Origin of the sequence: Variovorax sp. PAMC 28711, from assembly GCF_001577265.1 — a bacterium.
Lineage (GTDB): Bacteria > Pseudomonadota > Gammaproteobacteria > Burkholderiales > Burkholderiaceae_C > Variovorax.
Genome location: NZ_CP014517.1, coordinates 3,203,399 through 3,228,579, shown reverse-complemented (window position 1 = coordinate 3,228,579; position 25,181 = coordinate 3,203,399). Strand labels below are relative to the sequence as shown.

At 64.2% G+C, this 25,181-nt stretch carries 26 protein-coding genes and 1 tRNA gene; 10 read left to right on the top strand and 17 right to left on the bottom strand.

Features of this window, described 5'->3' with window-relative positions; translation table 11 throughout:
* Positions 1-37 precede the first annotated feature (37 nt).
* The 3 genes from AX767_RS15620 to AX767_RS15610 are packed head-to-tail and all read left to right on the top strand — an operon-like array spanning position 38 to position 2,273.
* Positions 38-397: a hypothetical protein gene (locus tag AX767_RS15620; RefSeq protein WP_068632171.1), complete on the top strand. Its 360-nt coding sequence runs from the start codon at positions 38-40 to the stop codon at positions 395-397.
* A 12-nt stretch (positions 398-409) separates the two neighbouring features.
* Positions 410-1,465: a homoserine kinase gene (locus AX767_RS15615; protein WP_068632170.1), complete on the top strand. Its 1,056-nt coding sequence runs from the start codon at positions 410-412 to the stop codon at positions 1,463-1,465.
* 10 nt (positions 1,466-1,475) lie between these two features.
* The gene (locus AX767_RS15610; RefSeq protein WP_068632169.1) at positions 1,476-2,273 is read left to right on the top strand and encodes a BPSS1780 family membrane protein; all 798 of its coding nucleotides are present in this window, start codon (positions 1,476-1,478) and stop codon (positions 2,271-2,273) included.
* 20 nt (positions 2,274-2,293) lie between these two features.
* On the opposite strand, the gene AX767_RS15605 is transcribed toward AX767_RS15610, so the two are convergent.
* Positions 2,294-4,690 (bottom strand): UvrD-helicase domain-containing protein, encoded by a 2,397-nt coding sequence (locus AX767_RS15605; RefSeq protein WP_068632168.1) that lies wholly within the window; start codon positions 4,688-4,690, stop codon positions 2,294-2,296.
* 171 nt (positions 4,691-4,861) lie between these two features.
* Here AX767_RS15605 and AX767_RS15600 point away from each other — a divergent pair, with 171 nt between their 5' ends.
* Positions 4,862-5,839: a GMP reductase gene (locus AX767_RS15600; RefSeq protein ID WP_068633767.1), complete on the top strand. Its 978-nt coding sequence runs from the start codon at positions 4,862-4,864 to the stop codon at positions 5,837-5,839.
* Here AX767_RS15600 and AX767_RS15595 read toward each other — a convergent pair whose 3' ends face one another.
* The gene (locus tag AX767_RS15595) at positions 5,840-6,679 is read right to left on the bottom strand and encodes an alpha/beta hydrolase (protein WP_068632167.1); all 840 of its coding nucleotides are present in this window, start codon (positions 6,677-6,679) and stop codon (positions 5,840-5,842) included.
* 11 nt (positions 6,680-6,690) lie between these two features.
* Complete coding sequence (locus tag AX767_RS15590) at positions 6,691-7,398, bottom strand: SDR family NAD(P)-dependent oxidoreductase (protein WP_068632166.1); 708 nt, start codon at positions 7,396-7,398, stop codon at positions 6,691-6,693.
* Between the two features lie 107 nt (positions 7,399-7,505).
* Here AX767_RS15590 and AX767_RS15585 point away from each other — a divergent pair.
* Positions 7,506-7,581: transfer RNA gene (locus AX767_RS15585), tRNA-Lys, on the top strand.
* Between the two features lie 437 nt (positions 7,582-8,018).
* On the opposite strand, the gene AX767_RS15580 is transcribed toward AX767_RS15585, so the two are convergent.
* The 3 genes from AX767_RS15580 to orn all read right to left on the bottom strand — a co-directional run bounded on the left by AX767_RS15580 (position 8,019) and on the right by orn (position 12,791).
* On the bottom strand, positions 8,019-9,968 hold the full coding sequence (locus tag AX767_RS15580; RefSeq protein ID WP_082755033.1) for an acyltransferase family protein: 1,950 nt from the start codon (positions 9,966-9,968) through the stop codon (positions 8,019-8,021).
* Positions 9,969-10,133: 165 nt separating this feature from the next.
* The gene (locus tag AX767_RS15575) at positions 10,134-11,963 is read right to left on the bottom strand and encodes a DEAD/DEAH box helicase (RefSeq protein ID WP_068632164.1); all 1,830 of its coding nucleotides are present in this window, start codon (positions 11,961-11,963) and stop codon (positions 10,134-10,136) included.
* A gap of 231 nt (positions 11,964-12,194) precedes the next feature.
* Positions 12,195-12,791, bottom strand: coding sequence for an oligoribonuclease (gene orn, locus AX767_RS15570; protein WP_068632163.1), 597 nt, complete (start codon positions 12,789-12,791; stop codon positions 12,195-12,197).
* 59 nt (positions 12,792-12,850) lie between these two features.
* Between orn and AX767_RS15565 the strand changes: the two genes are divergently transcribed.
* The 3 genes from AX767_RS15565 to rsgA are packed head-to-tail and all read left to right on the top strand — an operon-like array spanning position 12,851 to position 15,445.
* The gene (locus AX767_RS15565; protein ID WP_068632162.1) at positions 12,851-14,110 is read left to right on the top strand and encodes a M48 family metallopeptidase; all 1,260 of its coding nucleotides are present in this window, start codon (positions 12,851-12,853) and stop codon (positions 14,108-14,110) included.
* An 18-nt stretch (positions 14,111-14,128) separates the two neighbouring features.
* The gene (locus tag AX767_RS15560; protein ID WP_068632161.1) at positions 14,129-14,476 is read left to right on the top strand and encodes a 4a-hydroxytetrahydrobiopterin dehydratase; all 348 of its coding nucleotides are present in this window, start codon (positions 14,129-14,131) and stop codon (positions 14,474-14,476) included.
* A gap of 12 nt (positions 14,477-14,488) precedes the next feature.
* The gene (rsgA, locus tag AX767_RS15555; protein WP_068632160.1) at positions 14,489-15,445 is read left to right on the top strand and encodes a ribosome small subunit-dependent GTPase A; all 957 of its coding nucleotides are present in this window, start codon (positions 14,489-14,491) and stop codon (positions 15,443-15,445) included.
* Positions 15,446-15,456: 11 nt separating this feature from the next.
* Here rsgA and hisC read toward each other — a convergent pair whose 3' ends face one another.
* The 7 genes from hisC to rpsP all read right to left on the bottom strand — a co-directional run bounded on the left by hisC (position 15,457) and on the right by rpsP (position 20,478).
* Positions 15,457-16,539 (bottom strand): histidinol-phosphate transaminase, encoded by a 1,083-nt coding sequence (hisC, locus tag AX767_RS15550; RefSeq protein WP_068632159.1) that lies wholly within the window; start codon positions 16,537-16,539, stop codon positions 15,457-15,459.
* Entirely contained in the window at positions 16,536-17,537 is a 1,002-nt protein-coding gene (locus AX767_RS15545; RefSeq protein WP_068632158.1) for a CobD/CbiB family protein, read from the bottom strand. Before AX767_RS15545 ends, hisC begins: the two co-directional genes overlap by 4 nt.
* Before the next feature lie 40 nt (positions 17,538-17,577).
* Complete coding sequence (locus AX767_RS15540; RefSeq protein ID WP_068632157.1) at positions 17,578-18,306, bottom strand: CoA pyrophosphatase; 729 nt, start codon at positions 18,304-18,306, stop codon at positions 17,578-17,580.
* Between the two features lie 67 nt (positions 18,307-18,373).
* On the bottom strand, positions 18,374-18,769 hold the full coding sequence (gene rplS, locus AX767_RS15535; protein ID WP_068633765.1) for a 50S ribosomal protein L19: 396 nt from the start codon (positions 18,767-18,769) through the stop codon (positions 18,374-18,376).
* Between the two features lie 102 nt (positions 18,770-18,871).
* Positions 18,872-19,624, bottom strand: a complete 753-nt coding sequence (gene trmD, locus AX767_RS15530) for a tRNA (guanosine(37)-N1)-methyltransferase TrmD (protein ID WP_068632156.1) — start codon at positions 19,622-19,624, stop codon at positions 18,872-18,874.
* A 19-nt stretch (positions 19,625-19,643) separates the two neighbouring features.
* Positions 19,644-20,195: a ribosome maturation factor RimM gene (gene rimM / locus AX767_RS15525; RefSeq protein ID WP_068632155.1), complete on the bottom strand. Its 552-nt coding sequence runs from the start codon at positions 20,193-20,195 to the stop codon at positions 19,644-19,646.
* 19 nt (positions 20,196-20,214) lie between these two features.
* Positions 20,215-20,478 (bottom strand): 30S ribosomal protein S16, encoded by a 264-nt coding sequence (gene rpsP / locus AX767_RS15520; RefSeq protein WP_068632154.1) that lies wholly within the window; start codon positions 20,476-20,478, stop codon positions 20,215-20,217.
* A gap of 170 nt (positions 20,479-20,648) precedes the next feature.
* Between rpsP and AX767_RS15515 the strand changes: the two genes are divergently transcribed.
* Positions 20,649-21,170: a GNAT family N-acetyltransferase gene (locus AX767_RS15515; protein ID WP_068632153.1), complete on the top strand. Its 522-nt coding sequence runs from the start codon at positions 20,649-20,651 to the stop codon at positions 21,168-21,170.
* 9 nt (positions 21,171-21,179) lie between these two features.
* Entirely contained in the window at positions 21,180-21,626 is a 447-nt protein-coding gene (locus AX767_RS15510; protein WP_068632152.1) for a hypothetical protein, read from the top strand.
* A 24-nt stretch (positions 21,627-21,650) separates the two neighbouring features.
* Here the strand turns inward: AX767_RS15510 and AX767_RS15505 are convergent, their stop codons facing one another.
* The 4 genes from AX767_RS15505 to AX767_RS15490 all read right to left on the bottom strand — a co-directional run bounded on the left by AX767_RS15505 (position 21,651) and on the right by AX767_RS15490 (position 25,170).
* Positions 21,651-22,007: a nuclear transport factor 2 family protein gene (locus AX767_RS15505; protein ID WP_237288477.1), complete on the bottom strand. Its 357-nt coding sequence runs from the start codon at positions 22,005-22,007 to the stop codon at positions 21,651-21,653.
* 112 nt (positions 22,008-22,119) lie between these two features.
* The gene (locus AX767_RS15500) at positions 22,120-23,349 is read right to left on the bottom strand and encodes a histidine kinase dimerization/phospho-acceptor domain-containing protein (RefSeq protein WP_068632150.1); all 1,230 of its coding nucleotides are present in this window, start codon (positions 23,347-23,349) and stop codon (positions 22,120-22,122) included.
* Positions 23,346-23,978: a response regulator gene (locus AX767_RS15495; protein WP_156481054.1), complete on the bottom strand. Its 633-nt coding sequence runs from the start codon at positions 23,976-23,978 to the stop codon at positions 23,346-23,348. Before AX767_RS15495 ends, AX767_RS15500 begins: the two co-directional genes overlap by 4 nt.
* Before the next feature lie 181 nt (positions 23,979-24,159).
* Positions 24,160-25,170 (bottom strand): inorganic phosphate transporter, encoded by a 1,011-nt coding sequence (locus tag AX767_RS15490; RefSeq protein ID WP_068632149.1) that lies wholly within the window; start codon positions 25,168-25,170, stop codon positions 24,160-24,162.
* Positions 25,171-25,181 lie beyond the last annotated feature (11 nt).

Genomic DNA, 25,181 nt, shown 5'->3' with positions numbered 1-25,181 from the left:
ACATCAGGGCCATGGGCGGCCACCTACAATCGCTCCCATGCCCTCCACCCTCTTCCTGTTCGTCCGCCGCGCCGCCGTGACTCTCGCCTGCGTCGCGCCTTTTGGCTGGGCCGTGGCCCAGAACGCGACGCCGCCCGCACCCATCGCTGCCGAGGCGCTGCCGAGCCAGGACCAGGATTCGGCGCGACGCAACCAGAAGATCGAAAACATTCACGTCGAAGACTCGGGTGCGAAGGTCGACGAGGTGCGTTACGGGGGCCGCACGCAGAGCATCGCCGTCCAGCCGAAAGCGAACGTGCCGGGCTACGAAGTGCGGCCCGAAAACGGCGCGCGCCCGGGCGAAGCCTCCAATGGCAACGGCACCGGGCCGCGCGTCTGGAACGTCCTGAAGTTCTGACCGTACGGCGTCGTGGCGGTCTACACGGAAGTCGGCTTCGACGAAGCGAACGCGCTCGTCCAGCGACTCGGCCTGGGTGCACTCACCGCATTGCGCGGCATCGAGGGCGGCATCGAGAACACCAACTACTTCGCGACCACCGAGCAAGGTGAGTTCGTGCTGACGGTGTTCGAGCGCCTGGGCTTCGAACAGCTGCCCTATTACCTCTGCCTGATGAAGCACCTGGCGGAGCGCGGCATTCCGGTGCCGGCGCCTGCAGCCGATCCGCAAGCCCCGCCAGCCACCGCCCACGTGCTCGACGTGATCGCTACGCAGGCGTCCTGCGAGCTGCTGCACACGGTCGCGGGCAAGCCGGCAGCGGTGGTGCAGAAGCTTGCCGGCCAAAGCGTGCTCGCGCCGACTGCCGCGCACTGTGCCGAGCTCGGCCGCATGCTCGCGCAAATGCATCTGGCCGGCCGCGACTTTCCCCGCATCCAGCCGAACCTGCGCGGCCTGGCGTGGTGGAACGACACCGCGCCGGTGGTGCTGCCCTACCTGGAAGATGCCCAGTCGGCGTTGCTGCGAAGCGAACTCGCCTACCAGAACCATGTGGCCGAATCGTCGGCTTATGCGGCCTTGCCGCGCGGGCCGGTGCATGCCGACCTGTTTCGCGACAACGCCATGTTCGCGACCGACGCCGAAGGCGCCGCGCCGCGGCTCACCGGCGTCTTCGACTTCTACTTCGCCGGCACCGACACCTGGCTCTTCGACCTCTCGGTGTGCCTGAACGACTGGGCCATCGACCTGGAGAGCGGCCGCCACGACGCACCGCGCGCCGATGCCCTGCTCGATGCCTACACGGCGGTGCGCCCGCTCACCGGCGCCGAACGCGCACTGTTGCCCGCCTTGTTGCGGGCCGCAGCGCTGCGTTTCTGGATTTCGAGGCTGTGGGACTTCCACCTGCCACGCGAAGCCAGCATGCTCAAGGCCCATGATCCCGCCCATTTCGAACGTGTGCTGCGCGAACGCGCACGCGCCCCCGCCCCATACGCCGTGACCTCCCCTGCGCCCGAGCCGGTCGCCGCCTGACATCCAAACCATGAAACTTCACATCGTGCCGGCGAAAACCGGCGTCGAATGGGTCCGCCTCGGACTGCGGACCTTCTGGCGTCAGCCGCTGGCCTTCGTGTCGTTGTTCTTCTTTTTCATGGCGGTGATCTCGATCGTGTCGCAGATCCCTCTGCTCGGCAGCATCGTCGCGCCCATCCTGCTGCCCTTCATGACGCTGGGCCTGATGGTCGCGACCGCGGTCGCGCACGACAACGCCACCGACAAGCCGACCGCGCCGGCCATGTTCATGGCCGCATTCGGCGCCATGCGCGCGCAATGGCGACCCATGGTGACGCTGGGCGTGATCTATGCCGTGTATTTCGTGGTCGCGATCGCGCTCTCGGCGCTGATCGATGGTGGCCAGCTGGCCAAGGCCTATCTGTTCGATGCCGACCTGACGCCCGAGGTGATGGGCAGTTCGGACTTCCAGACGGCCCGTCTGCTGGTGATGGCGCTGAACCTGCCGCTATCGCTCGCGATGTGGCACGCGCCGGCGTTGATCCACTGGCACCACGTCGAACCCGTCAAGAGCCTGTTCTTCAGCGTGATTGCGCTGTTCCGCAACTTCACCGCCTATGCCATGTTCGGTTTGTCGTGGTTCGGCGTGTTCATGCTCGCCGGCATCGCGCTCGGCCTGCTGGCGACCGTGTTGGTCAGCGTCGGCGCGCTGGGTGATGGCGCCTCGGCCATCGGCAGTGCCCTGATGGTGGGCAGCGCCCTCATCCTCGCCGCCATGTCGCTCAGCTCGACCTGGTTCACCTTCCGCGACAGCTTCGACGCGGAGTAGGCGCCCGAGCGGCGCGCCGCTCAGACCGGCGTGAGTTTGGCCACCGAGAGCGCCAGCCACTTCACGCCGTGCCGCACGAACTTCACCTGGGCCCGGGCGTCGTCGCCGGTGCCTTCGAGGCCGAGTACCGTGCCTTCCCCGAACTTGTTATGGAACACCTGCATGCCCGACCGCAAGCCGTGCGAAGGCGCCGTCTTTTGCGGAGGCACCGGCGGGCTGGCAAAGGTGTCTTTGGCATACGACGATGAAGCGCCGCCACCCGGGCGCGACGTCGCGTAGCCACCGCCATAACCGAAGGCCGAGGGCGCGAAGCCCTGGTTCTTCGGCGTCAGCCACTTGAGCGCGCCTTCGGGCAGCTCTTCGTAGAAGCGGCTCTTCACGTTGTAGCGCGTCTGGCCGTGCAGCATGCGGGTCTGCGAATGGCTCATGTACAGCCGCTTGCGCGCACGCGTGATCGCCACGTACATGAGGCGCCGCTCTTCCTCGAGGCTCTCGTGGTCGCTCATCGCGTTCTCGTGCGGAAAGAGGCCCTCTTCCATGCCGGTGATGAAGACGCAGTCGAACTCGAGGCCCTTGGCGGCATGCACCGTCATCAATTGAACGGCGTCTTGGCCGGCTTGCGCCTGATTGTCGCCCGACTCCAGCGCAGCGTGCGTCAGGAACGCGGCGAGCGGACTCAGCGTTTCGCCGGTCTCGGCATCGGGCGCGAGTTCCATCGCTTCGTCGAGCACCGGCAGGTTCGGGTTCAGCCCCTGGCTCGCCGGCGACTGGCGCAACTCGTCGATGGGCAACGCCACCGCATCGCGGCCGAAGCCTTCCTGCGTGACGAAGCTCTCCGCCGCGTTGACCAGTTCTTCCAGATTCTCGATGCGGTCGGCGCCTTCACGGTCGGCCTTGTAGTGCTCGATGAGCCCGCTGTGGTCGAGGATCAGTTCGATGATTTCCCGCAGCGAGATGTTCTGCGTCTGCTCGCGCAGCACGTCGATCTTCGCGACGAAGCCGGTGAGATTGGCACCCGCCTTGCCCGGCACGGCATGCACCGCATCGTGCAGCGAGCGGCCTTTTCCGTTGTCGTAGGCGCGCGCGGCGTCCTGCAACTGCTCGATGGTGCGCGCACCGATGCCGCGCGGCGGAAAGTTGACGATGCGCAGGAAGCTCGTGTCGTCGTCCTTGTTCTCGAGCAGCCGCAGATAGGCCAGCGCGTGCTTGATTTCGGCCCGCTCGAAAAAGCGCAGTCCGCCGTACACGCGGTACGGCACCGAGGCGTTGAACAACGCCGTTTCGATGACCCGGCTCTGCGCGTTGCTGCGATAGAGCACCGCCATTTCCTTGCGGTCGAATCCTTCGCGCACCAGTTGGCGCATCTCCTCGACCATCCATTGCGCCTCGGCGAAATCACTGGTCGATTCGTAGACGCGCACCGGCTCGCCGGGGCCCTGGTCGGTGCGCAGGTTCTTGCCGAGCCGCTTGGTGTTGTGGCTGATGAGCGCGTTGGCGGAGTCGAGGATGTTGCTGTAGCTGCGGTAGTTCTGCTCCAGCTTGATCTGGTGCGACACCGCGAACTCGCGCACGAAGTCGGCCATGTTGCCGACGCGCGCACCGCGGAACGCATAGATGCTCTGATCGTCGTCGCCCACCGCGATCACGCTGCTGTCGCCCGGCACGAAACGGCCCTCGCGCGTGTTGCCCGACAGCATCTTGATCCACGCGTACTGGAGACGGTTGGTGTCCTGGAACTCGTCGATCAGCACATGGCGAAAACGCCGCTGGTAGTGCTCGCGCACCGGGTCGTTGTCGCGCAGCAATTCGTAGCTGCGCAGCATGAGCTCGCCGAAATCGACGACGCCTTCGCGCTGGCATTGCTCTTCGTACAGCTGGTAGAGCTCGACCTTCTTGCGGTCGTCGTCGCTGCGAATCTCGACATCCTTCGGACGCAGGCCATCTTCTTTCGCGCCGGCGATGAACCACTGGGTCTGCTTGGCGGGAAAGCGCTCATCGTCGACGTTGTACTGCTTCATGAGCCGCTTGATGGCCGAAAGCTGGTCTTGCGTGTCGAGGATCTGGAAGGTGGACGGCAGGCTCGCGAGCCGCCAGTGCGCGCGCAGGAGCCGGTTGCACAGACCGTGGAAGGTGCCGATCCACATGCCGCGTACGTTGACGGGCAGCATCGCCGTCAGCCGCGTCATCATTTCCTTGGCGGCCTTGTTGGTGAAGGTCACGGCCAGGATGCCGCCGGGCGAGACCTGGCCGGTCTGCAGCAGCCAGGCGATGCGGGTGGTGAGTACCCGCGTCTTGCCGGAGCCTGCCCCGGCCAGGATCAGCGCGTTGCCGGCCGGCAAGGTGACTGCGGCGAGTTGCTCCGGGTTGAGGTTCTGGAGCAGTGGCAGGTCGGTGCGCGGCGCGGTATCGGTGAACATCGGTCGATTGTAGAAAGCCGCGCGTATGCGGGGTATATGAACGGCCATTGCTTCGCGGCGAAAGCGACCGCGTAAAATCAGTCACCGGGCCCAAGTTTCTTGCGCCCGGTTTTTCGTTTCTGGAAAGCCGGCCGAACCAAGCGCTCATTCATCATCAATGGAGCTTCGTTCATGCAGATTTTCGACTACGACAACATTCTTTTGCTCCCACGCAAGTGCCGCGTGGAAAGCCGTTCAGAGTGCGACGCCAGCGTCTCGCTCGGCGGCCGCAGTTTTCGCCTGCCAGTGGTGCCGGCCAACATGAAGACCGTGGTCGACGAGACCATCTGCCTGTGGCTCGCGCAAAACGGCTATTTCTATGTGATGCACCGCTTCGACCTGGACAACCTGACGTTCGTCGAGACGATGCAAAGCAAGGGTGTGTTCGCGTCGATCTCGCTGGGCGTCAAGAAAGCCGACTACGACACCGTCGACCAGTTCGTCGCCAAGAGCCTCGTGCCTGAATACATCACGATCGACATCGCGCATGGCCATGCGGACAGCGTGAAGAACATGATCGGCTACCTCAAGGACAAGCTGCCGAAATCGTTCGTGATCGCCGGCAACGTCGGCACGCCGGAGGCGGTGATCGATCTCGAGAACTGGGGCGCCGATGCCACCAAGGTGGGCATCGGCCCGGGCAAGGTCTGCATCACCAAGCTCAAGACGGGCTTCGGCACCGGCGGCTGGCAGCTGAGCGCGCTCAAATGGTGTGCGCGCGTGGCCACCAAACCGATCATTGCGGACGGCGGAATTCGCGACCATGGCGACATCGCCAAGAGCATCCGCTTCGGCGCGAGCATGGTGATGATCGGCTCGCTGTTCGCAGGCCACGAAGAGTCGCCGGGCAAGACCGTGGAGGTCGACGGCGCACTCTTCAAGGAGTATTACGGCTCGGCAAGTGACTTCAACAAGGGTGAGTACAAGCACGTCGAAGGCAAGCGCATCCTCGAGCCGATCAAGGGCAAACTGGCGGACACGCTGATCGAGATGGAGCAGGACGTGCAGAGCTCGATCAGCTACTCGGGCGGCAAGAAGTTGATGGACATCCGCAAGGTGAACTACGTGACGCTGGGCGGCACCAACGACGGCGAGCACCTGCTGATGTGATCACGCTTCGAGCAGCTGCATCGCCTGGCGATGCAACGCGTGGGCCGGCTCAGCCAACGCATCGACGATGCTGAAGTGGTCGAGCCCGGGCAGCACCTTGCACACCGGCACTGCGCGCGCGCCCCACGCTCTGCGAATGAGCGCGTTGTGCCGCAGGAACTCCTCGCTTTCATTGCCGCCCACCACGCTGTAGAGGCACCCTCCCCGAGGCGCCGGCCACAGTGCGGGGCTGGCTCGGCGGGCATCGGCGTCGGTCAGTTGAAGTGCGCCCTGCAAGGATGGCGTGTGCATCAACGGCCGCAGGTCGAAGAGCCCCGACACCGAAAGTGCGTTGCGCGGCGGGCGGGTCTGCAGGCTCAACAGCATCGCGGCGAGATGGCCACCGGCCGAGTGGCCGGCGACGGTGATGCGGCCTGGGTCGCCGCCATAAGTCGCCGCGTGGCGGACCACCCAGTCCAGCGCCTTGACCATCTGCATCGCGATATCGGGAATCGTCACCGGACGCCCGGGTGCGCCGGGGCACAGCGCGTAGTTCGGCACCACGACGCAGACACCTTGCCGGGTGAATGCGGGCGCCAGAAACGAATGGTCGCTCTTGTCGAGCGAACGCCAGTAGCCCCCGTGAATGAACAGCAACACCGGCGCCTTCGGACGATCGGCAGGAAAGACGTCGAGCGTCTCGTTCACGCCATCGCCGTAGCGCACGTCCAGCGAAGCACGTGCAGTCGCCCTCACTTGCACCGAATCGCTTGCCCAACGCGCGAAGTACGCCGGGTGCTCCGGCACGCGCGCGCGGTTGTTGTACATGCGGTCCAGCCAGACAGGATCTTTCAGCGTCATGGGGTCTGCCTTCAGGCGTCAAGTGCCAGGTGCTGTCCGTGCAACGCGGCCGCGGCGGGCGACGCGAGGAAGCCGATGGTCTGCGCGGCCACAGCCGTCGACACCCACTCGGCCGGATTGGCTTCCGGCATGGCCTGCCGGTTGGCCGGCGTGTCGAGGACGCTGGGCGCGATGCTGTTCACCTGGATGCCGCGCGGCGCCAACTCCGCCGCCATCGATTCGACCAGGCGCTGCAACGCGCTCTTCGACGCGATGTACGCCGCCATGCCGGCCACGCCACGCGTTGCGGTCTTCGCGGTGACCGCGATCACGCTGCCGGTCTCTCGCGCGACCATCGACGGCACGAAGGCTTGTGTGACAGCGACAAACGACCAGGCGTTGAGGTCCATCATCCGGTCCCACGCGGCACGGCTGAGCGCATGGGTTTCGTCGCCCATCGCGAAGCCGCCGGCGATGTGCACGAGCGTGTCCACATGCTTGAAGGCGGCCAGCACCTGCGCTGCAGCTGCCGACACCGCATCGGCGGAAGTGACGTCCGCAGCGATCAGCAGATGTTGCGAATTGTCCAGACCCGGATAGGTGCTGGCGAGGTGTTCCGCGCTGTGGTCGAGCAGCGCAACGCGCGCGCCCTGATCCAGAAAATACTGCGCCACCGCGCGGCCCAGCGCGCCGGCTGCGCCCGTCATCACGACGTGCTGCCGCGTGTTTGCATCGATCATGGTCGTTCCTTGTTTGATAGCGCATCGTAGCCTCGGCGCTTGAGACTTGCGAATTTTCTGGGCTATAATCGAAGGATTGCCTGATAGCAGCGATGCTTGTCAGACAGGGGCTCTTAGCTCAGTTGGTAGAGCAGCGGACTCTTAATCCGTAGGTCGAGTGTTCGAGTCACTCAGGGCCCACCACCCCACACCAAAGTATCAAAGGCTTGCATGAAAATGCGGGCCTTTTTTATTTGCGCTGGCATTGCGCTGTCTGGCGTGACAGCGTCATTGGCGTGACGCCATTTCATGACCACGACTACGCACCCGATGACTTCGATGTCCGGGTTTCAGAACCGCTGGTGGCCACTGCCGATGGCGAAGGTGCCCCGGTCAGCGATTCGGTCTTCAGGGTATTGGTGGCCGGGTTCATCGACGGCAGGCGCATCTCTCGACGTGTGGAAGCAGCAGCCGATCGAATGCTGATTGCCGTCAATCAATCGGCCGCGCTCGAAGCGACTTCTTGCCAACACGTCGTCGACGGACGGATGCCAAGGTTGGTGCATTACGTTGCGCGGCTTCCTGATGTCGATACATTGTTTCGACGGTGGCTCGTTGCAAAAACGGCTTACTTGGGCATCTCACAGAAACGGTGGCGATCGAAACCATCTGGATATCATGCGCGCCCCAAAGAATTTCGCGCCTTCGAGTGTCCAGTGATCGCCGTCGAACATCGCTTTCATGTTGTCCGGCGTGACCACCTCGCATACTTTGCTGGCATCGTCGCACATGAGACTGCGGCGATCCAGATACGGGATGCCATGGCTGTTGGCAATTTGTTCGATTTCGCGATTGTAAGATTTCGCCTTGATGCCTTCATACTGAAATGCCAGTCGATCGACTTCGGTCTTCACTGCTGCATGATTTTCGCGCCGGATATACCAATCGAAAACCGGGAGCGTGCCGGGCGGTGTGAATTCTGCCGCGTTGCCAAGCAGCACGACTTTTTTACCTTTTCCCATGATCTCTTCGACTTTTTTGCTCAACGCTGAAACTGTCAGCCTGTTGTATTTCGGCGCGAAAATGATGATGTCTGCAGCAGCAAAATTTGGCGACGAGTACAGCCATTCAAACTCATTGTCAGGCAGGTCCTGGGCCAATGCAAAGCGTGCGACTTCAACACCATCAAGCGCTTCTCTATTTTGGTAAAGCGCGTTGAAAACGTCCTTGCTGTGCGAATTTCCGATCACAAGGATTTTTTTGCGCGCCTGTGGTGTGAACCATAGGTCGTTTCGCTCATGTTGAGAGGCAGTTCCGGCATTCCAATCACCGATCACTTCTCCGGGCGACAGCGAGCGAAGGATCGAAGTCGATTCATAAGCCAGCTTTTGATTGTCGATTTCGTTCTTGCCGTAAAGCGAAGCAACATCCGCAAGACGTTGTGGAAAGCCGTTGTAACGGATGACGACAAATGAAAAGGCGGCGACGACCACCAACGAGCCCACGATGGCGGAAACAAACGCCTTGGTGGACAGGGTGAGGCGAAACGGCCTTTCCACCAGTGCATAGCCAAGCCAGGAAAGCGTCGCAGTCAAGGCGAGCCAGGCAGAGTAGTCAAGCAGGGTGGGATCCCCTGCCAACCGCATTCTTCCGAAGGCAAAGATCGGAAAGTGCCAAAGATAAAGCGAGTAAGAAAGTTTGCCGACAAACACGGTGGCTTTTGACGATAGCAATTGCGTGACCGGTTCACCCTTTTGTGCGAACCAGATCAGCGCACATGACGCGAGGACCACTGGAATCGTGGTGAACCCCGGGTGGCTCGATGCTTCGAGAGAAATTGTCGAAAAAGAATAAATCAGCACCGCCACGCTGGCAGCTGGAATGCACTTCGCTATGCGATATGTATTCAACTTACCTTGCTTCCGAGCGATCTCTAAATACGCCAACAAAGAGCCTGCCAGCATCTCCCAGGCTCGACTGACCGGAGAATAAAAAGAAAGAAATGCGTGAATATGGGTCGTCGTGATTTGCGCCGCAACAAAGCTCGATACGAGAAGTATGTAAAGAACGATCTTCGTCCAGCGACCGGCGCGAAATTTGTGCACGCCAAACAGCAGCAGCGGGAAGATGAAATAGAACTGCTCCTCGATGGAGAGACTCCATGTGTGAAGAAACGGCTGCAAAAGACCCGACTGGGCGCCGTACTCACCCAAGGTGAAGAACCAGAAAATATTGCTGACAAACGCGAGTGCGGCAATTAGGGATTTTGCGAATCGGGTGAGTTCCGTTGGCAGCAATTGCGTCCACGCGACCAGCATGCTGAAAATCATCACCAACAACAAGGCCGGCAAAATCCTTCTCGCACGGCGAGAATAGAAATTCGAGAAACTGAACGTGTTGGTTTCGTTCAACTCTTTCAGGATCAGTCCGGTGATCAGGTAACCCGACAATACAAAAAAGACATCGACTCCTAAAAAACCGCCCGGTAAAAAATACCCGGCGGACAAGGAAATTTTCAAGTGGTACAAGATAACGGCGATGACCGCTACTGCCCGCATGCCATCTATTTCTGGCCGATAACGAAGACTCATCAAAAACTTTCCTGGATCGGGATGGCGCTCTACAACTTCTGCTCGACAAGCACAGTAGTACTTATTGTTGCATTTTAAGCGGCGCCCGCGGTAACACGTCTCTGTGAACCATGAAAAAAGCCCGCCTCTTTCGAGGCGGGCTTTCAGGATTCTGCGATCAGCGAATCAGCGCGTCGGCTTCGACGGACGCTTGGCGGCGTCACGCGGCACGAACACCTTGCCGGCGCCGCCATGGCCTGCGCCATTGCCGCGCGGTGCAAAGCCGTCGTTGTGGCGGGGCGCAGCGCCACCGCGTGCGGCGCTGTCGCCCCAACCCGGCTTGCGGCCGAAGCCACCACCGTCGTCCCGTGCGCCGGCACCGAAGCCGGCGTTGTGACCGCCGCCCGCATGGTGCGGGCGCGCACCCGGGCCAGCCGGACCGCGCGGTGCGCGGTCGTTGAAGCCCGATGCGCCGGCATAGCCACCCGACGGTGCGCGATGGTTGGCACCGCCACCGAACTTGCGATCACGCGGAGGACCGTCGTTGCGGCCACGGAAGTCGCCTTGCGGGGGGCGCGATTGCGGCATGCGTTGCTGCGGTTCCAGGCCGGGGATGGTTTCCGACTTGAACTGCTGGCGCGTGAACTGCTCGATGTCCATGATTCGGCGGCGATCGCGGAACTCGGCGAACGTGATCGCGAGACCGTCACGACCCGCACGACCGGTGCGACCGATGCGGTGGGTGTAGTCCTCGGCCTTCATCGGCAAGCCGAAGTTGAAGACGTGCGTGATGGTCGGCACGTCGATGCCGCGTGCGGCAACGTCGGTCGCCACAAGAATCTGGACCTGGCCTTGGCGCAATGCCATCAGGCGACGGTTGCGCAGACCCTGGCTCAAAGCACCGTGCAGTGCAACGGCGCTGAAGCCGCTTTGCTGCAGGTCGGCCGCCAGGCCGTCGCATTCGATCTGCGTGCTCGCGAACACGATGGCCTGGTTGATGGTGGTGTCACGCAGCCAGTGGTCGAGCAGCTTGCGCTTGTGCTGGCTGTTATCGGCCCAGAACAGGACTTGCTTGATGTTGGCGTGCTTTTCTTGCGGGCTGTCGATGGTGATGCGCTGCGGTTCACGCATCACGCGCTGGGCCAGCTGCTGGATGCGCGGCGCGAAAGTCGCGCTGAACATCATGGTTTGCTGACGCCCGCTCGTGAGCTGGTTCACTTCGGCCAGATCGTCGGAGAAGCCGAGGTCGAGCATGCGGTCGGCTTCGTCGACCACGAGGAACTTGACCTGGTCGAGCTTGATTTGCATCGAGCGCTGCAGGTCGAGCAAACGGCCGGGCGTCGCGACCACGAGGTCGGCGTTCTGCAGCTTGGCGATCTGCAACTGGTAAGGCATGCCGCCCACCACGTTGGCGATGCGCAGGCCGCGGCAATGCTTCACCAGTTCGATCGCATCGTGTGCGACCTGCTGCGCGAGTTCGCGCGTCGGGCACAGCACCAGGGCGCCGGGCGTGGCGGCCTTGAAGTTGCGATTGTTGGTCGGGTCCTTGCGCTTGGCCTTCTTGAGCGGCGCTTCGCCACGGGCAAGGGCTTCGTCGGAAAGGCGCTGAAACTCTTCCTTGGCAGCGGCTTCGGCATCGGCCTGGCGCTTGAGCAGCGTGTGCAGCACAGGCAGCAGGAAGGCGGCGGTCTTGCCGCTGCCGGTCTGGCTCGACACCATCAGGTCTACAAAGCGGGCAGCGCCGTTCTGATCGACATTGCCACCCATGGCCAGCGGAATGACCTTGTCTTGCACGGTGGTCGGCTGGGTGAAGCCGAGGTCGGTGGTGGCGGCGACCAGTTCCGGCGCAAGGCCCAGACGCACGAAGCCGTTCGGCAGCACCGGGGCTTCGACAGCAGGTTCCACGGCCTCGAGGGTTTCGAGAATGAACACCTCCGACGCGACGTCGGGAGTGGCGGAAAATTCATTAGATTGCACAGGCGCGAATTCGCCCTGCGCTTCAAAAGCGTCGGTCATGATTCATTTCTCTACGCGAGCGCAGCCGTGAGCGGCGCTCCGTTGGTGGTTAAAAACATCAACCATCCAACGACATTCAACTACAGGCTAGAGCCTGAGGCTGCGGCCCTTTTTGATCACGGTGAGTGATCGGGCGCGGTGTGCAAGACAGGGAGATGCAAGAGACGCTGCAAATTTGGCAATGCAGCGAAGCCACCGATTATGGCACGGCCCCGGGTTTTCACCTAATCCTCAATCGACAAGACGCAGAAATGTCGTGCGGTAGTGGGCGAGCTCTTCGATCGACTCGTGCACATCGGCCAGCGCCGTGTGCGCCTGCTGCTTCTTGAAGCTGCTGTAGGCCGACGGCTTCCAGCGCTTGGCGAGTTCCTTGAGCGTGCTCACGTCGAGGTTCCGGTAGTGGAAATATCCCTCCAGCTTCGGCATGTACTTCACCAGGAAACGGCGATCCTGACCAATCGTGTTGCCGCACATCGGCGAGCTCGTCTTCGGGATGTAGCGCGAGATGAATTCGATCAGTTGCTTTTCCGCCGTCGCTTCGTCCAGCGTCGACGCCTTCACCTTGTCGATGAGCCCGCTGCGGCCATGCGTGCCCTTGTTCCAGGCATCCATTGCTTCCAGCACCTCGTCGCTCTGGTGAATGACGAGCACCGGACCTTCGATACGCGGCGAAAGATCCGGTCCGGTGACCACGACGGCGATCTCGAGCAGGCGTTCTTTCTCGGGGTCGAGCCCGCTCATTTCGCAGTCGAGCCAGACAAGGTTCAGATCGCTTTTCTTGAGCGTGACAGTGGCGGCGGGAGAGGTCGGATCATTGGATTCAGGCATCGGGAGATTGTCGTCGAAGGGCTGCGTGCGCCGCGCGCGGAGACTAAACTCGGCGCCCCATGACCCCATCACTTCTCTTCACGTCCGTCTTCGCGGCTGCACTCGTCGTCGGCCTGCTCGTGAAGTTCTGGCTCGCGTCGCGCCAGGTGCGTCATGTGGCGGCACATCGCGACGCCGTGCCGGCAGCATTCGCGCAGACCATCACGTTGGCTGCGCACCAGAAGGCCGCCAGCTACACGGTGGCCAAGGCGCGTTTCGGACTGATCGAAATGGCGTGGGGCGCAGCTGTACTGCTCGCCTGGACGCTGCTCGGCGGTCTCGATCTCCTGAACAAATTACTGCTCGCGGCCATGGGCGGCGGCATGGTGCAACAGCTCGTGCTGCTCGTTGCCTTCGTGGCGATCGGCAGCGTGCTCGAACTTCCCTTCTCGCTCTGGCAGACCTTTCGTCTCGAAGAACGTTTCGGCTTCAACAAAATGACTTTTCGGCTGTGGCTGATCGACACCCTGAAGTCGACGCTGATCGGCGCGGTGATCGGCCTACCGATCGCCGCGCTCATCCTGTGGCTGATGGGCGCGGCCGGGACGCTGTGGTGGCTTTGGGCGTGGGCGGCGTGGATGGGGTTCAACCTCCTGCTCATGCTGGTCTACCCGAGCTTCATCGCGCCGCTGTTCAACAAGTTCAAGCCGCTCGACGACCCGACGCTCAAGGCGCGCGTGACGGCCCTCATGAATCGCTGCGGCTTTGCGGCCAAGGGCTTGTTCGTGATGGACGGGAGCACCCGCAGCGCACACGCCAACGCGTATTTCACCGGCTTTGGCGCCAGCAAGCGCGTCGTTTTCTACGACACCCTGTTGCGTCAATTGAATGCAGACGAAGTGGAGGCGGTGCTGGCTCACGAGTTGGGGCACTTCAAGCATCGCCACATCGTCAAACGCCTCGTGGCCATGTTCGCGCTGAGCCTCGCAGGCTTCGCACTTCTCGGCTGGGTGTCTTTGCAGACGTGGTTCTATACGGGCCTCGGCGTGGCACCCAACATGGCCGCGCCAAACAATGCGCTGGCGCTGCTGCTCTTCATGCTCGCCGTGCCGGTGTTCGCTTTCTTCGTCGCACCGTTGCCCGCGCGCCTGTCGCGCAAGCACGAGTTCGAAGCCGACGCCTACGCCGTTGCGCAGACCAGCGGCGCCGATCTCTCGGCGGCTTTGCTGAAGCTCTACCAGGACAACGCTTCGACGCTCACGCCCGATCCGTTGTTCGTCAAGTTCTACTACTCCCACCCGCCGGCCTCCGAGCGCCTCGCGCGCATGGCCACAGCCTGACCCAACACACGTAACACCATGACCAGCATGCTCAAGCCCAAGGACTGGAAGACCCTGCCGCGCCGCGTTGCAACGGCCACCGAAGTGGTCGCCGGCCTGGCGCAACTCGACGGCTGGAAGCTCACCGGCGACGGCGCCAATGTGGCGATCGAAAAAACATTCACCTTCACGAACTACTTCGAGACGATTGCGTTCGTGAATGCGCTGGCCTTCGTCGCGCACACGCAAGACCATCACCCCGATTTGTCGGTGCATTACAACCGCTGCATGGTGCGATTCAACACGCACGATGTCGGCGGACTTTCCGCCACCGACTTCGAATGCGCGCGCCAGGCGGACGCGTTGCTGTCGACGGCCGCCGCATGACGGACCGCGCCGTTGGCTAAGCCGCACCGCGCCCCCGCTGCCAACGCGGGCGCCGCGACCGCGGCCCAGCGCGATGGCCTCGTCATCGCCAGTCACGGCCGTCACTGTCTCGTCGAAACCCCCGAGGGCGAGCGCCTCATCTGCCATCCGCGCGGCAAGAAAAGCCAGGCCGTGGTCGGCGACCGCGTGAAATGGCAGGCCACCGAAGACGAAGGCACGATCGAGAAGGTCGAGCCGCGGCGAAATCTTTTTTACCGGCAGGACGAGATCCGCACCAAGTCGTTCGCGGCCAACCTCGACCATGTGTTGATCCTCATCGCGGCGGAGCCCGAATTCTCCGAACACCAGCTCGCGCGCGCGCTGATCGCGGCGGAGGCGGAACGCATCACACCGATCATCGCGCTCAACAAGAGCGACCTTGTCGGCCCTTTCGAGCGCGCATGGACCAAGCTCGCGCCCTACCGCCGCATGCACCACGGCGTCCTGCCGTTGTCGCTGAAGGCATCGGGCGACGTCGACCGGGCATCGCTCTTGAAACTTCTTGCGGGCAAAAGCACGCTGGTGCTCGGGCCTTCGGGCGCCGGCAAGAGCACCCTGATCAACCTGCTGGTGCCCGGCGCGACCGCCCTCACCAACGAAATCTCCTATGCGCTCAATTCCGGCAAGCACACCACGACCAGCACGACCTGGTATTGGGTGGACGCCGAGCGCACCACCGGCCTCATCGACTCGCCGGGCTTCCAGGAGTTCGGCCTGCACCACATCGCGCCGACACAACTGGCCGGCCTGATGCCCGACATCGCCGAGCACGCGAACGACTGCAAGTTCTACAACTGCACGCACCTGCACGAACCGGGCTGCGGCGTGATCGCCAACGTCGAAACCCCGTCCAGGCCAGGCGCCATCAGCGCCACGCGCTACAGGATCTACGGCGAATTGTTCGCCGAGCTGAGCCAGTCGCGCTATTGAATCGGCGCGCTTCAGGCGCCGAGGATTTCCGTCAGGGCACTCACCAGTGCGCCGCATTGCTCGCGCGTGCCGATGCTGATGCGCAAATACTGCGCGATGCGCGGTTGCCTGAAATGCCGCACCAGCACCGCCCGTTCGCGCAGCGCCGACGCCAGCCCGGCAGCGTCGTGCGCCGGATGTCGCGCGAAGACGAAGTTGGCCCGCGACGCAAGCACGTCGAAGCCCAGATCTTCCAGCGACAGCACCAGGCCTTCGCGTGTGTGGACGACCGCATCGCGTGTTTGCCGGAACCACGCCTCGTCTTCCAGCGCGGCCACGGCGCCGGCGCTGGCGAGGCGGTCGAGTGGATACGAATTGAAGCTGTCCTTCACGCGGATGAGCGCATCGACCAGCAGCGCGTGGCCGCACGCAAAGCCCACGCGCAGACCCGCGAGCGAGCGCGATTTCGACAGAGTCTGCACCACGAGCAGATTGGGGTGTCTGGCGATCAGTGGCAGCGCGCTCTCGCCACCAAAATCCACATAGGCCTCGTCGACCAGCACCACACGCTGCGGGCACGCTGCCAACAGCCGTTCAATGTCGGCGAGCGGAAGACCGATGCCGGTCGGCGCGTTGGGGTTGGCGATCACCACGCCGCCGCAACCTTGTCGTGCGCGCGCGGCCAGCGCGTCGATGTCAATGCACAGGCCGTCGTCAACCGGCTGCAATGCGCAGTCGATGCCGTAAAGCTGCGCATACACGTTGTAGAAGCTGTAGGTGACGTCCGGGAAAAGCAGCGGCTCGGCTTGCTGAAAGAACGCAAAGAATGCATGCGCCAGAACCTCGTCGGAGCCGTTGCCCACGAACACCTGATCGACCTGCAGACCGTGCCGTGCCGCGATGGCTTCACGCAGCGCCAACGACGTGGGATCGGGGTAGCGCTCCAGCCCGTTGGCAGCCGCCTGCTGGATCGCGTCGATCGCGCGCGGCGACGGCGGGTAGGGGTTCTCGTTGGTGTTGAGCTTGACGAGGTCCGCGATGCGCGGCTGCTCGCCCGGCACATAGGGTGCGAGCGTCGCGATGCGCGGGCTCCAGAACGACGGGCCAGTCGTCATCCCAGCAGCCGGGCCAACGTGAGCAGCGCCAGCAGCACCATCCACATCACGACCGAACGCCACACGAGACCGACTACGCTGCGCAGGTGCGCAGGCTCGGGCTCCCGCCCCGGCGTGCTGCCGCTGTCGGCGCCGCGATCGTCGACAACCGACTCACCGGCCTGTGCGCGCGCGAGCGGGTCGGCGAACGGCGCTGGACTCAACGCGCCGCCGCCGAGGCGCACGTTCACCGCACCGGAAGTGGCGGCCAGGATCACGCCATCGTTCAGGTCCGGAAAGCGCTTGGCGTCGTTGCGCCAGCAGTCGATCGCGTCTTCGAAACTGCCGACCACCGCAAAGCCCAGTGCTGTGATGCGCGCCGGAAGCCAGTCGATCACGTGCCAAGCCCGGGCCGCTGCCTGCTGTACCCAGACGCTCGATGGCTGCACGGCCGCGCCGTTCTTGTGGGCCCAATAGCGCGAGACAAATTCACTCATGCGATAGAACACCGCGCCGGCCGGGCCGAGTCCGAGCGCCGCCAGGATCGAGAACCACGCCAGCACGCCGAAGACGTGACGGTGCGCAGCGATCACCGAATGCTCGATGACCTGGCGCACGATCTCGCTGCGCGGCAGGTCGAGCGCCTCGACCCGTTGCCAGTGCGCGAGCAACGAGCGCGCCAGCGGCTCGTCGCCCACGTCGAGTGCATCGCGGATGTCGGTGAAGTAGTGGCTGAACTGACGAAAGCCGAGCGTCGTGTAGAGCACGGCGATGCTCCAGAGCACCGCGAACGGCAAGCCCAACGTGAGCACCAGCAGCCAGTGCACGCCCAGCGCCAGCCCGGTGGGCAGGAACACCGCAAGTGCCCATGCGATCCATCCATGGTGCGACTTGCCGGCATCGAGATTGCGGCTGGTCCAGCGCGTCCACGCAAGCACGCCGCCGTAGACGGGGTTGTGGTACGCGAGAGGGCGCACCTGCTCGATCAGCAACGCGCACAAGATGGCAAAGAAGCTCATCCTTCGATGATAGCGAGCGACTTCGCGGTCGCCGCGGGCATCAGGCGCTCAGGAAACGATACAGGTTGCGCAACATCCCGGCCGTCGCGCCCCACACGAAGCGCTCGTGCTTGCCGTCCTGGTACGGCATGGAAAACCACTCGCGGCGCTCATGCTGGCCATCGCTCGCCTCCCACTCCATCACGTGGCGCCGGTGGTTTGCGGGATTCATGAGAAACGCGAGCGGCACCTCGAACGATTCGGCGACTTCATAGGGGTTGTTCGTCAGCACGAACCCGGGCCGCACCAGCGCAACGACGGGCGTGATGATGAAAGACGTGCCCGTCGTGTAAGTCGGCAGGCTGCCGAGGATGTCGACGAAGCGCGACTCGAGTCCTACTTCTTCCCATGCCTCGCGCAGCGCAGCCGCGGCGACGTTGATGTCTTCAGGGTCGACTCGCCCGCCCGGAAACGCCACCTGACCGGAATGGGTCGACAGGTTCGTGGTGCGCTGCGTCAGGATGACGCTGGGTTCGTCGCGCATGACGATCGGCACCAACACCGACGCCTGCGCCGGCACGCGATCGGCAAAGCGCGGCTCGCGCCAGATCTCGGGCTCCCAGGGCGGTGGTGCGGCGAAGCGCGCACGCAAAGCGGCCGGCGTGAGCTGCGTTGCCGGCACCGCCGGCAGATCGCTGTCGACCGCGGTGACCGGCACCGTGCGCGGATCGAACGACGGCAACGGCGCAAAAGGCGCTGCATTGATCGGTTCGACGGAATCCTGGGTCATGGCTGAGTTCGAAATAGGAATGCAAAAAGCCGCCAGAGCGGCGGCTTTTTGCGGGGCAAGGGGCAGCTTACTGTGCGTCCGCTGCAGGTGCGGCGCTCTTGGAGCCCCTGAGCTGCAGCTTTTCCTTGATGCGTGCCGAACGACCGCTGCGTTCACGCAGGTAGTACAGCTTGGCGCGACGGACATCGCCGCGGCGCTTGACTTCGATGCCGGCGATCAACGGGCTGTAGGTCTGGAACGTGCGTTCCACGCCTTCGCCGCTGGAGATCTTGCGAACGATGAAGCCGCTGTTGAGGCCGCGATTGCGCTTGGCAATCACCACGCCTTCATAGGCCTGCACGCGCTTGCGGGTGCCTTCGACGACGTTCACGCTGACGATGACCGTGTCACCGGGCATGAAAGACGGAATCTTCTTGTTGAGCCGGGCGATTTCTTCCTGCTCGAGGGTTTCAATGAGGTTCATGATTTCCTGATGTCGATCGTGGCCGCGCTGCACTAAAGGCGCTCTCTTTCAAAATTGACTTTGAAGATGACGCGGCCGGCCAGAGGATCGGGCAACCGCGGATTATAGCTTTTTCTTGAGCGCTGCTTCGTCGGCCGGGCTGAGCCGGCCTGCCTGGCGCGCGGCAGCGATGAGTTCCGGGCGGCGTTCGGCGGTCATGGCGAGGCGCTGGTCGCGGCGCCAGCGCTCGATCTGCACATGGTGGCCCGACAGCAACGGCGCCGGCACACCTTGCCCGTTCCATTGCTCGGGCCGCGTGTAGTGCGGGCAATCCAGCAGGCCGTCGAGCGCCGGATTGAAGCTGTCCTGCACATGGCTGGCTTCGTCGCCGAGCACGCCCGGCTGCAGCCGGGCCACGGCGTCGAGCAGGGCCATTGCCGCGATCTCGCCACCCGACAGCACAAAATCACCCAGGCTGATCTGGTGGGTGATGCGCGAGTCGATGAAGCGCTGGTCGATGCCTTCGTAGCGCCCGCAGACCAATACCGCGCCTGCGCTGGCCGACCACTGCTCGACAGCTGCATGCCGCAGGACGTCACCGATCGGCGAGAACAGCACGACCGGCGCCAGGCGCTCGTCGGCTCGCGCCGCATGTACGGCATCGAGGCAGGCGGACAACGGCTCCGCCAGCATGACCATGCCCGGCCCGCCCCCGAACGGACGGTCATCGACGCGCTTGTAGTTTCCCTGAGCGTGGTCGCGCGGGTTCCACAGCACGACCTCGACCTGCCTTGATTCGTAGGCGCGCCGCGTCACGCCGCTCGTCAGGAACGGTGCGAACAACTCGGGAAACAGGGTGACGACGTCGAAGCGCATGGGCGGTGCGCAAAGCGCGTCAGTAGTCGGGCTGCCAGTCGACCGTGATCGTCCGGCCGGCCAGATCGACGCCGTCGACGAAGGCAGAGACGAAAGGAATCAACCGCTCGATCGCCTCGCCGTCGCGCTGCGCGTCGAGCACGAGCGTGGTCTGCGGGCCGGCGGCGAGCAGTTCGCGCACCGCACCCAGCGCGACGCCTTCGCGGTTCACCACTTCGAGGCCGATCAGGTCGACCCAGTAGTACTCGTCGGTGCCCGCGGTCGGAAAGCTCGAGCGGGGCACGAACACCCGCGCGCCACGAAGTGCTTCGGCCGCATTGCGATCGGGCACATCGTCGGATGTGGCCACGACCCAGTCCGAATGTTCCTTGGCTTCGCGGATCGCGAGCCGGAACGTGCCGGTTCCGCCGCCGGGAGGCTGCAAAAACCAACGTTTGGATGAGAAGAGCGCCTCGGGTTGGGCGCTGTGGGGAAGGACCTTGAACCAGCCCTTGATGCCCCATGCATTGGCGATGCGCCCCACCTCGATCGCATCCGCCGGCAGTGCGGCGGCTTCGAGCGTGGGCAACATCGCCTGGGCAGCCGGCAGCTTAGGCCGCTGCCTTCGGAGCCGCGGCAGCGGCTTGCTTGATCAGGCGAACCACGGTCGGCGAGGCTTGGGCGCCCACGCTCTTCCAGTAGGTCAGGCGATCCTGGGCAATGCGAATGCTTTCTTCATTTTCCTTGGCGGTCGGGTTGTAGAAACCCAGACGCTCGATGAAGCGGCCATCACGGCGAACCCGCTTGTCCGACACGACGATGTTGAAAAACGGACGACCTTTGGAGCCGCCGCGGGAGAGTCGAATGACGACCATGATTTATCCTTGGGTGGTGCAGCAAGCCATTTCGAAATCAAAGGCCTGCACACGGTGTTCTTCCAGCGTCGAGACACGCGACATGGCCACCCGGCCAGCGACACGCTGAAAAGCCCACGATTATAGCCCGCCAGCCTTTTCTGCAATTTCGGCCTCGCGCCACCCATCCCATGACCACCATTCGTCCCAGTCGCGAAGACGACCTCGCCGCCATCACCGCGATCTATGCGCATCACGTGCTGCACGGCACCGGCACCTTCGAAACCGAGCCGCCAACGCTGGCCGACATGACCGCACGCCGGGCCGATGTGCTGTCGAAAGACCTGCCCTATCTCGTGGCGGAACAAGACGGTGAAGTGCTCGGCTTCGCCTACTGCAACTGGTTCAAGCCACGGCCGGCCTACCGCTACTCGGCCGAAGACTCCATCTACCTGGCGGAGGCCGCACGCGGCCAAGGGCTGGGCACGAAGCTGCTCGCCGCGTTGACGCAAGCGGCTGAAGCCGTCGGCGTGCGCAAGCTCATCGCCGTCATCGGCGACTCTGCCAACGTCGGCTCCGTCGGCGTGCATCGCGCGCAGGGTTTTTCGCACGTGGGCATCCTGAAAGACTGCGGCTGGAAGTTCGGCCAGTGGCGCGATGTCGTGCTCATGGACAAGGTGATTGGTCAGGGAAGCGATACCGCGCCGGAGTAAAAGGACGCGATGAAAAATAAAACGCTGGCCGCCTGGCTGAGCTTCATCGGTGGCCCGCTCGGACTGCATCGCTTCTACCTGCGCGGCTTCGGCGACCTCATGGGATGGCTGTTGCCGATCCCGACGGCACTCGGTCTGTACGGCATCGAACGCGTCAAGCAGCACGGGCTCGACGACCTGTGGAGCTGGGTGCTGGTCCCCCTGCTCGGTTTCACTGTCGCGGGCTGCGCCCTGACGGCCATCGTCTATGGCTTGATGACCCCGGAGAAATGGAACGCGCGCTTCAACGCCGGCGCAGCGCCGGATGCGGCATCTGGCCAGACCAACTGGTTCACCATCGGTGCCATCGTGTTCGCATTGCTGATCGGCACCACGGTGCTGATGTCCAGCATCGTGTTCAGCTTCCAGCGCTACTTCGAATTCCAGGTCGAGGAAGGCCGGAAGATCTCGCAGTAGCGCCGCGCAGGCACCACCTGCGCGTCAGAACATCGTGTTGCCGTGGGCCATCTGCTCGGGCACCTGCTGCATGACGTCCCAGTGCTCGACGATCTTGCCGTTCTCGACGCGGAAGATGTCGACGATCGCGGTCTCAGGGCCGCCGGGCTGCGCCAGCGACTGCACATGCAGAACGACGAGGTCGTCCTGCACGACCACGCGCCGGACCGTGGCCTTGAGCGCGGGGTTGGCCTTCTTCAGATAGCCGTTGATGAAGCCCTTGAGCGCCTCGACGCCGTCCGCGGCACGCGGGTTGTGCTGGATGTACTTGGGGCCGATGAAGGCCGCTGCGGCATCGGCGTCCTTCTTGTTGATGGCCGTCTCGTAGAACGCGAGGACCACGTCCTTGTTCGCCTGTTCCTGGGGGCTGAGCGCGAGTGCCCCCGTGCAGAAAACGGTGACGGACGTGGCGAGCAGGAACGCGCGCAGTGCGGGCGGAAGAAATTCAGGGTGGTCATGGGACGCGATCGGTTCGGAACCGGCAGAGAAGAAAGAGAAAGGCCGCCCCGAGGGCCGACCGGCAAACCTTCATTCTTGGGTTCGACTGTGTCTGCGCCTTAGGCATCGTGTGTCGATGCCGACACAAAGCGCAGCTCGGCCCGCAACCCGCCGCCCGGCCGGTTCGCGAGCGAGAGCTGCGCACCCTGTCGCAGCGCCAGTTCGCGCGCGATGTACAGGCCCAGGCCGGTGCCGCCCGTCTGGCGATTGCGCGAGGACTCGACCCGAAAGAAGGGCTCGAACACGGCATCCAGGTGCTGCGGCGCGATGCCCGGGCCGCGTCCTCCACGAGGATGCGAACCTCCGCCCCTGCGACCCGCACCGACACCTCGGCACGGCCGGCATAGCGCAGCGCGTTGCCCACCAGGTTGCCGACCACGCGGCGCAGCGCCGCGGGTTCGGCACGCACCACCTGCGCACCGGCATCGTCATTGTCCGCGGCGAAATGCACGGCCTCGCCCTGCTCGATCCAGTCGTCGGTCAGCGACTGCACCAGGGCCACGACGTCGGTGTCCTGCAGCGCGCCGGGCGTGTCGAGCGCATCGCCCCGGAAGACGCCAAGCACCGTGTCGATCAGCCGGTCCATCTCGCGGATGTCCTCGACGGCGCGCCGCCGCAGCGGCGCAGCCGTATCGCCGTCCATCGCGTCGATGCGCATGCGCAGCCGCGTGAGCGGCGTGCGCAGGTCGTGCGAGATCGCCGCCACCATGAGGCCGCGCGCCTTGAACTGCTCGCGCAATCGCCGCGCCATTGCGTTGAACACCCGCGCGGCTTCGCGCACCTCGCGCGTGCCGCGGCCTTCGTCGAGCAGCACCGGTTCCGGGGGCCCGGTCAGCGTGCCACCCAGACCCTGCGCCGCGGCCACCAGGTCGCGCGTCGGACGGGCCAGCCAGCGCGAGCCCCACCAGGCGGCCAGCGCGATCACGGCGATGCGCACACCGTAGTCGAGCAGCAGCACCTGGAGCGGCAGCGCCGCCGCGTCGGCGGGCATGTCGTGCGCAGCGGGCACGCCCGGCGTCGGCGGCAATCCGGGCATGGCGGCGACGCCGGACGCCGTCGGCGCGTGGCCGGCGTCGAGGTAGAAAACATGAACCACGAGATAGCCCGCCAGATGGCTCGCCACCAGCGCCACCCACATCAGCAGGAACAGCCGGCGGGCCAGGGTGTCGTGCAGCAACGCCTTCATGGGTGCACCACGCCGTCGAAAAGATAGCCTTCGCCGCGCAGCGTGCGGATCAGCCGCGGCTGCCGGGGCAGCACCTCGAGCTTCTGGCGCAGGCGCGACACGGCCAGGTCGACGCTGCGGTCGTTGACCTCCACGCCGGACGCACGGGTCAGGTCGATCAGCTGGTCGCGCGTGAGCACGCGGCCGGGCCGCTCGACGAAGGCCGACAGCAGCCGGAACTCGGCCTGCGACAGCGACACGACGACGCCCTTGGCCGAGGTCAGTTCGCGCCGCACCCGGTCGAAACGCCAGCCGTCGAAACGCACGCTGGACGCCGATTCGCCCGCCGCCGCGCGCGGCCCCTTGTGGATGCGCCGCAGCACCGAGTGGATGCGCGCCACCAGCTCGCGCGGCTCGAAAGGCTTGCCCAGGTAATCGTCGGCACCCATCTCCAGCCCGAGCACCCGGCTCGCCGGGTCGCCGTGCGCGGTCAGCATGATCACCGGCACGTTCTGGCTTTGCTGGGCCCAGCGGCACAGCGCGAGGCCGTTCTCGTCGGGCAGCATCAGGTCGAGCACGACCACGTCGAAGGCGTCGGCCGCCATGCGCGCGCGCATCTCGCGGCCGTCGGACGCCGCGGCGACGGTCATGCCGAAGCGCTCGAGCAGCAGCTGTAGGGAGGCGCGGATCTCGGGTCGTCATCGACCACCAGGCAATGGGTCATGAAGGCTCCTCGGCGAACGGGACACGGCGGGGCTGCAGCAGTCTTCGCCGGGACCCACCGGATGATAGGTCGCGCGTCAAGCAAGGCGGCCTGAACGCAGCCCCGCCCTAGAAGATCTGAAGGCTGATCCAGTAGGCCACGGCCGCCACGAACGCCGAGGCCGGGATCGTGAAAATCCAGGCCCAGACGATCGTGCCCGCCACGCCCCAGCGCACCGCGCTCGCACGCTGCACCGAACCGACGCCGACGATCGCGCCCGTGATGGTGTGGGTGGTCGACACCGGAATGCCCAGCGCGGTGGCCAGGAACAGCGTCAGCGCCCCGCCCGTCTCGGCGCAGAAACCCCCGACAGGCTTGAGCTTGGTGATCTTCTGCCCCATCGTCTTCACGATGCGCCAGCCCCCGAACATGGTGCCCATCGCGATCGCGGTGTAGCAGCTCACGATGGTCCAGAGCGGCGGCGCCGCGTCGGCGGCCGACGCATAGCCGGTCGCGATCAGCAGCATCCAGATGATGCCGATGGTCTTCTGCGCATCGTTGCCGCCATGCCCGAGGCTGTAGGCGCCTGCAGACACCAGCTGCAGCCGGCGAAACCAGCGGTCGACGCGGGACGGCGTCGAGCGCCGGAACACCCAGGCCACCAGGATCATCATGAACGAACCGAGCAGAAAACCCAGCAGCGGCGACACGAAGATGAACGCGACCGTCTTCCAGATGCCCGATGCCACCAGCGCACCGGCGCCGGCCTTGGCGATCACTGCGCCGACAATGCCGCCGATCAGCGCGTGCGACGAGCTGCTGGGAATGCCGTAATACCAGGTGACGAAGTTCCAGCTGATCGCGCCGATGAGAGCGCCGAACACCACGTGCACATCGACGATGCCCGGCTGGGCGATGCCTTTGCCCACGGTGGCCGCCACGCTCAGGTGGAACACGAAGATCGCGATGAGATTGAAGAAGGCGGCGAACACCACCGCCTGGCCGGGTTTGAGCACGCCGGTCGAGACCACCGTCGCGATCGAGTTCGCCGCATCGTGGAATCCGTTCATGAAGTCGAACAGGATCGCCAGCACCACCAGCACGACCACCACCCACAGGGCGACCTGAACCGTTGCCATCTGCGCTACCC

What these genes read in the sequence shown, in the direction of transcription:
- AX767_RS15595 (WP_068632167.1), bottom strand. Translation starts at nt 6,679, where the DNA reads ATGACGCTGAAAGATCCTGTCTGGCTGGACCGCATGTACAACAACCGC.
- rplS (WP_068633765.1), bottom strand. Translation starts at nt 18,769, where the DNA reads ATGAACCTCATTGAAACCCTCGAGCAGGAAGAAATCGCCCGGCTCAAC.
- orn (WP_068632163.1), bottom strand. Translation starts at nt 12,791, where the DNA reads ATGCCTGAATCCAATGATCCGACCTCTCCCGCCGCCACTGTCACGCTC.
- AX767_RS15580 (WP_082755033.1), bottom strand. Translation starts at nt 9,968, where the DNA reads ATGAGTCTTCGTTATCGGCCAGAAATAGATGGCATGCGGGCAGTAGCG.
- AX767_RS15575 (WP_068632164.1), bottom strand. Translation starts at nt 11,963, where the DNA reads ATGACCGACGCTTTTGAAGCGCAGGGCGAATTCGCGCCTGTGCAATCT.
- AX767_RS15495 (WP_156481054.1), bottom strand. Translation starts at nt 23,978, where the DNA reads ATGACCGTCGCCGCGGCGTCCGACGGCCGCGAGATGCGCGCGCGCATG.
- AX767_RS15620 (WP_068632171.1), top strand. Translation starts at nt 38, where the DNA reads ATGCCCTCCACCCTCTTCCTGTTCGTCCGCCGCGCCGCCGTGACTCTC.
- AX767_RS15510 (WP_068632152.1), top strand. Translation starts at nt 21,180, where the DNA reads ATGAAAAATAAAACGCTGGCCGCCTGGCTGAGCTTCATCGGTGGCCCG.
- rimM (WP_068632155.1), bottom strand. Translation starts at nt 20,195, where the DNA reads ATGTTGCCCACGCTCGAAGCCGCCGCACTGCCGGCGGATGCGATCGAG.
- AX767_RS15545 (WP_068632158.1), bottom strand. Translation starts at nt 17,537, where the DNA reads ATGAGCTTCTTTGCCATCTTGTGCGCGTTGCTGATCGAGCAGGTGCGC.
- AX767_RS15515 (WP_068632153.1), top strand. Translation starts at nt 20,649, where the DNA reads ATGACCACCATTCGTCCCAGTCGCGAAGACGACCTCGCCGCCATCACC.
- AX767_RS15560 (WP_068632161.1), top strand. Translation starts at nt 14,129, where the DNA reads ATGACCAGCATGCTCAAGCCCAAGGACTGGAAGACCCTGCCGCGCCGC.
- AX767_RS15565 (WP_068632162.1), top strand. Translation starts at nt 12,851, where the DNA reads ATGACCCCATCACTTCTCTTCACGTCCGTCTTCGCGGCTGCACTCGTC.
- AX767_RS15500 (WP_068632150.1), bottom strand. Translation starts at nt 23,349, where the DNA reads ATGAAGGCGTTGCTGCACGACACCCTGGCCCGCCGGCTGTTCCTGCTG.
- hisC (WP_068632159.1), bottom strand. Translation starts at nt 16,539, where the DNA reads ATGACGACTGGCCCGTCGTTCTGGAGCCCGCGCATCGCGACGCTCGCA.
- AX767_RS15610 (WP_068632169.1), top strand. Translation starts at nt 1,476, where the DNA reads ATGAAACTTCACATCGTGCCGGCGAAAACCGGCGTCGAATGGGTCCGC.
- AX767_RS15600 (WP_068633767.1), top strand. Translation starts at nt 4,862, where the DNA reads ATGCAGATTTTCGACTACGACAACATTCTTTTGCTCCCACGCAAGTGC.
- trmD (WP_068632156.1), bottom strand. Translation starts at nt 19,624, where the DNA reads ATGCGCTTCGACGTCGTCACCCTGTTTCCCGAGTTGTTCGCACCGTTC.
- AX767_RS15540 (WP_068632157.1), bottom strand. Translation starts at nt 18,306, where the DNA reads ATGACCCAGGATTCCGTCGAACCGATCAATGCAGCGCCTTTTGCGCCG.
- AX767_RS15590 (WP_068632166.1), bottom strand. Translation starts at nt 7,398, where the DNA reads ATGATCGATGCAAACACGCGGCAGCACGTCGTGATGACGGGCGCAGCC.
- rpsP (WP_068632154.1), bottom strand. Translation starts at nt 20,478, where the DNA reads ATGGTCGTCATTCGACTCTCCCGCGGCGGCTCCAAAGGTCGTCCGTTT.
- AX767_RS15605 (WP_068632168.1), bottom strand. Translation starts at nt 4,690, where the DNA reads ATGTTCACCGATACCGCGCCGCGCACCGACCTGCCACTGCTCCAGAAC.
- AX767_RS15490 (WP_068632149.1), bottom strand. Translation starts at nt 25,170, where the DNA reads ATGGCAACGGTTCAGGTCGCCCTGTGGGTGGTGGTCGTGCTGGTGGTG.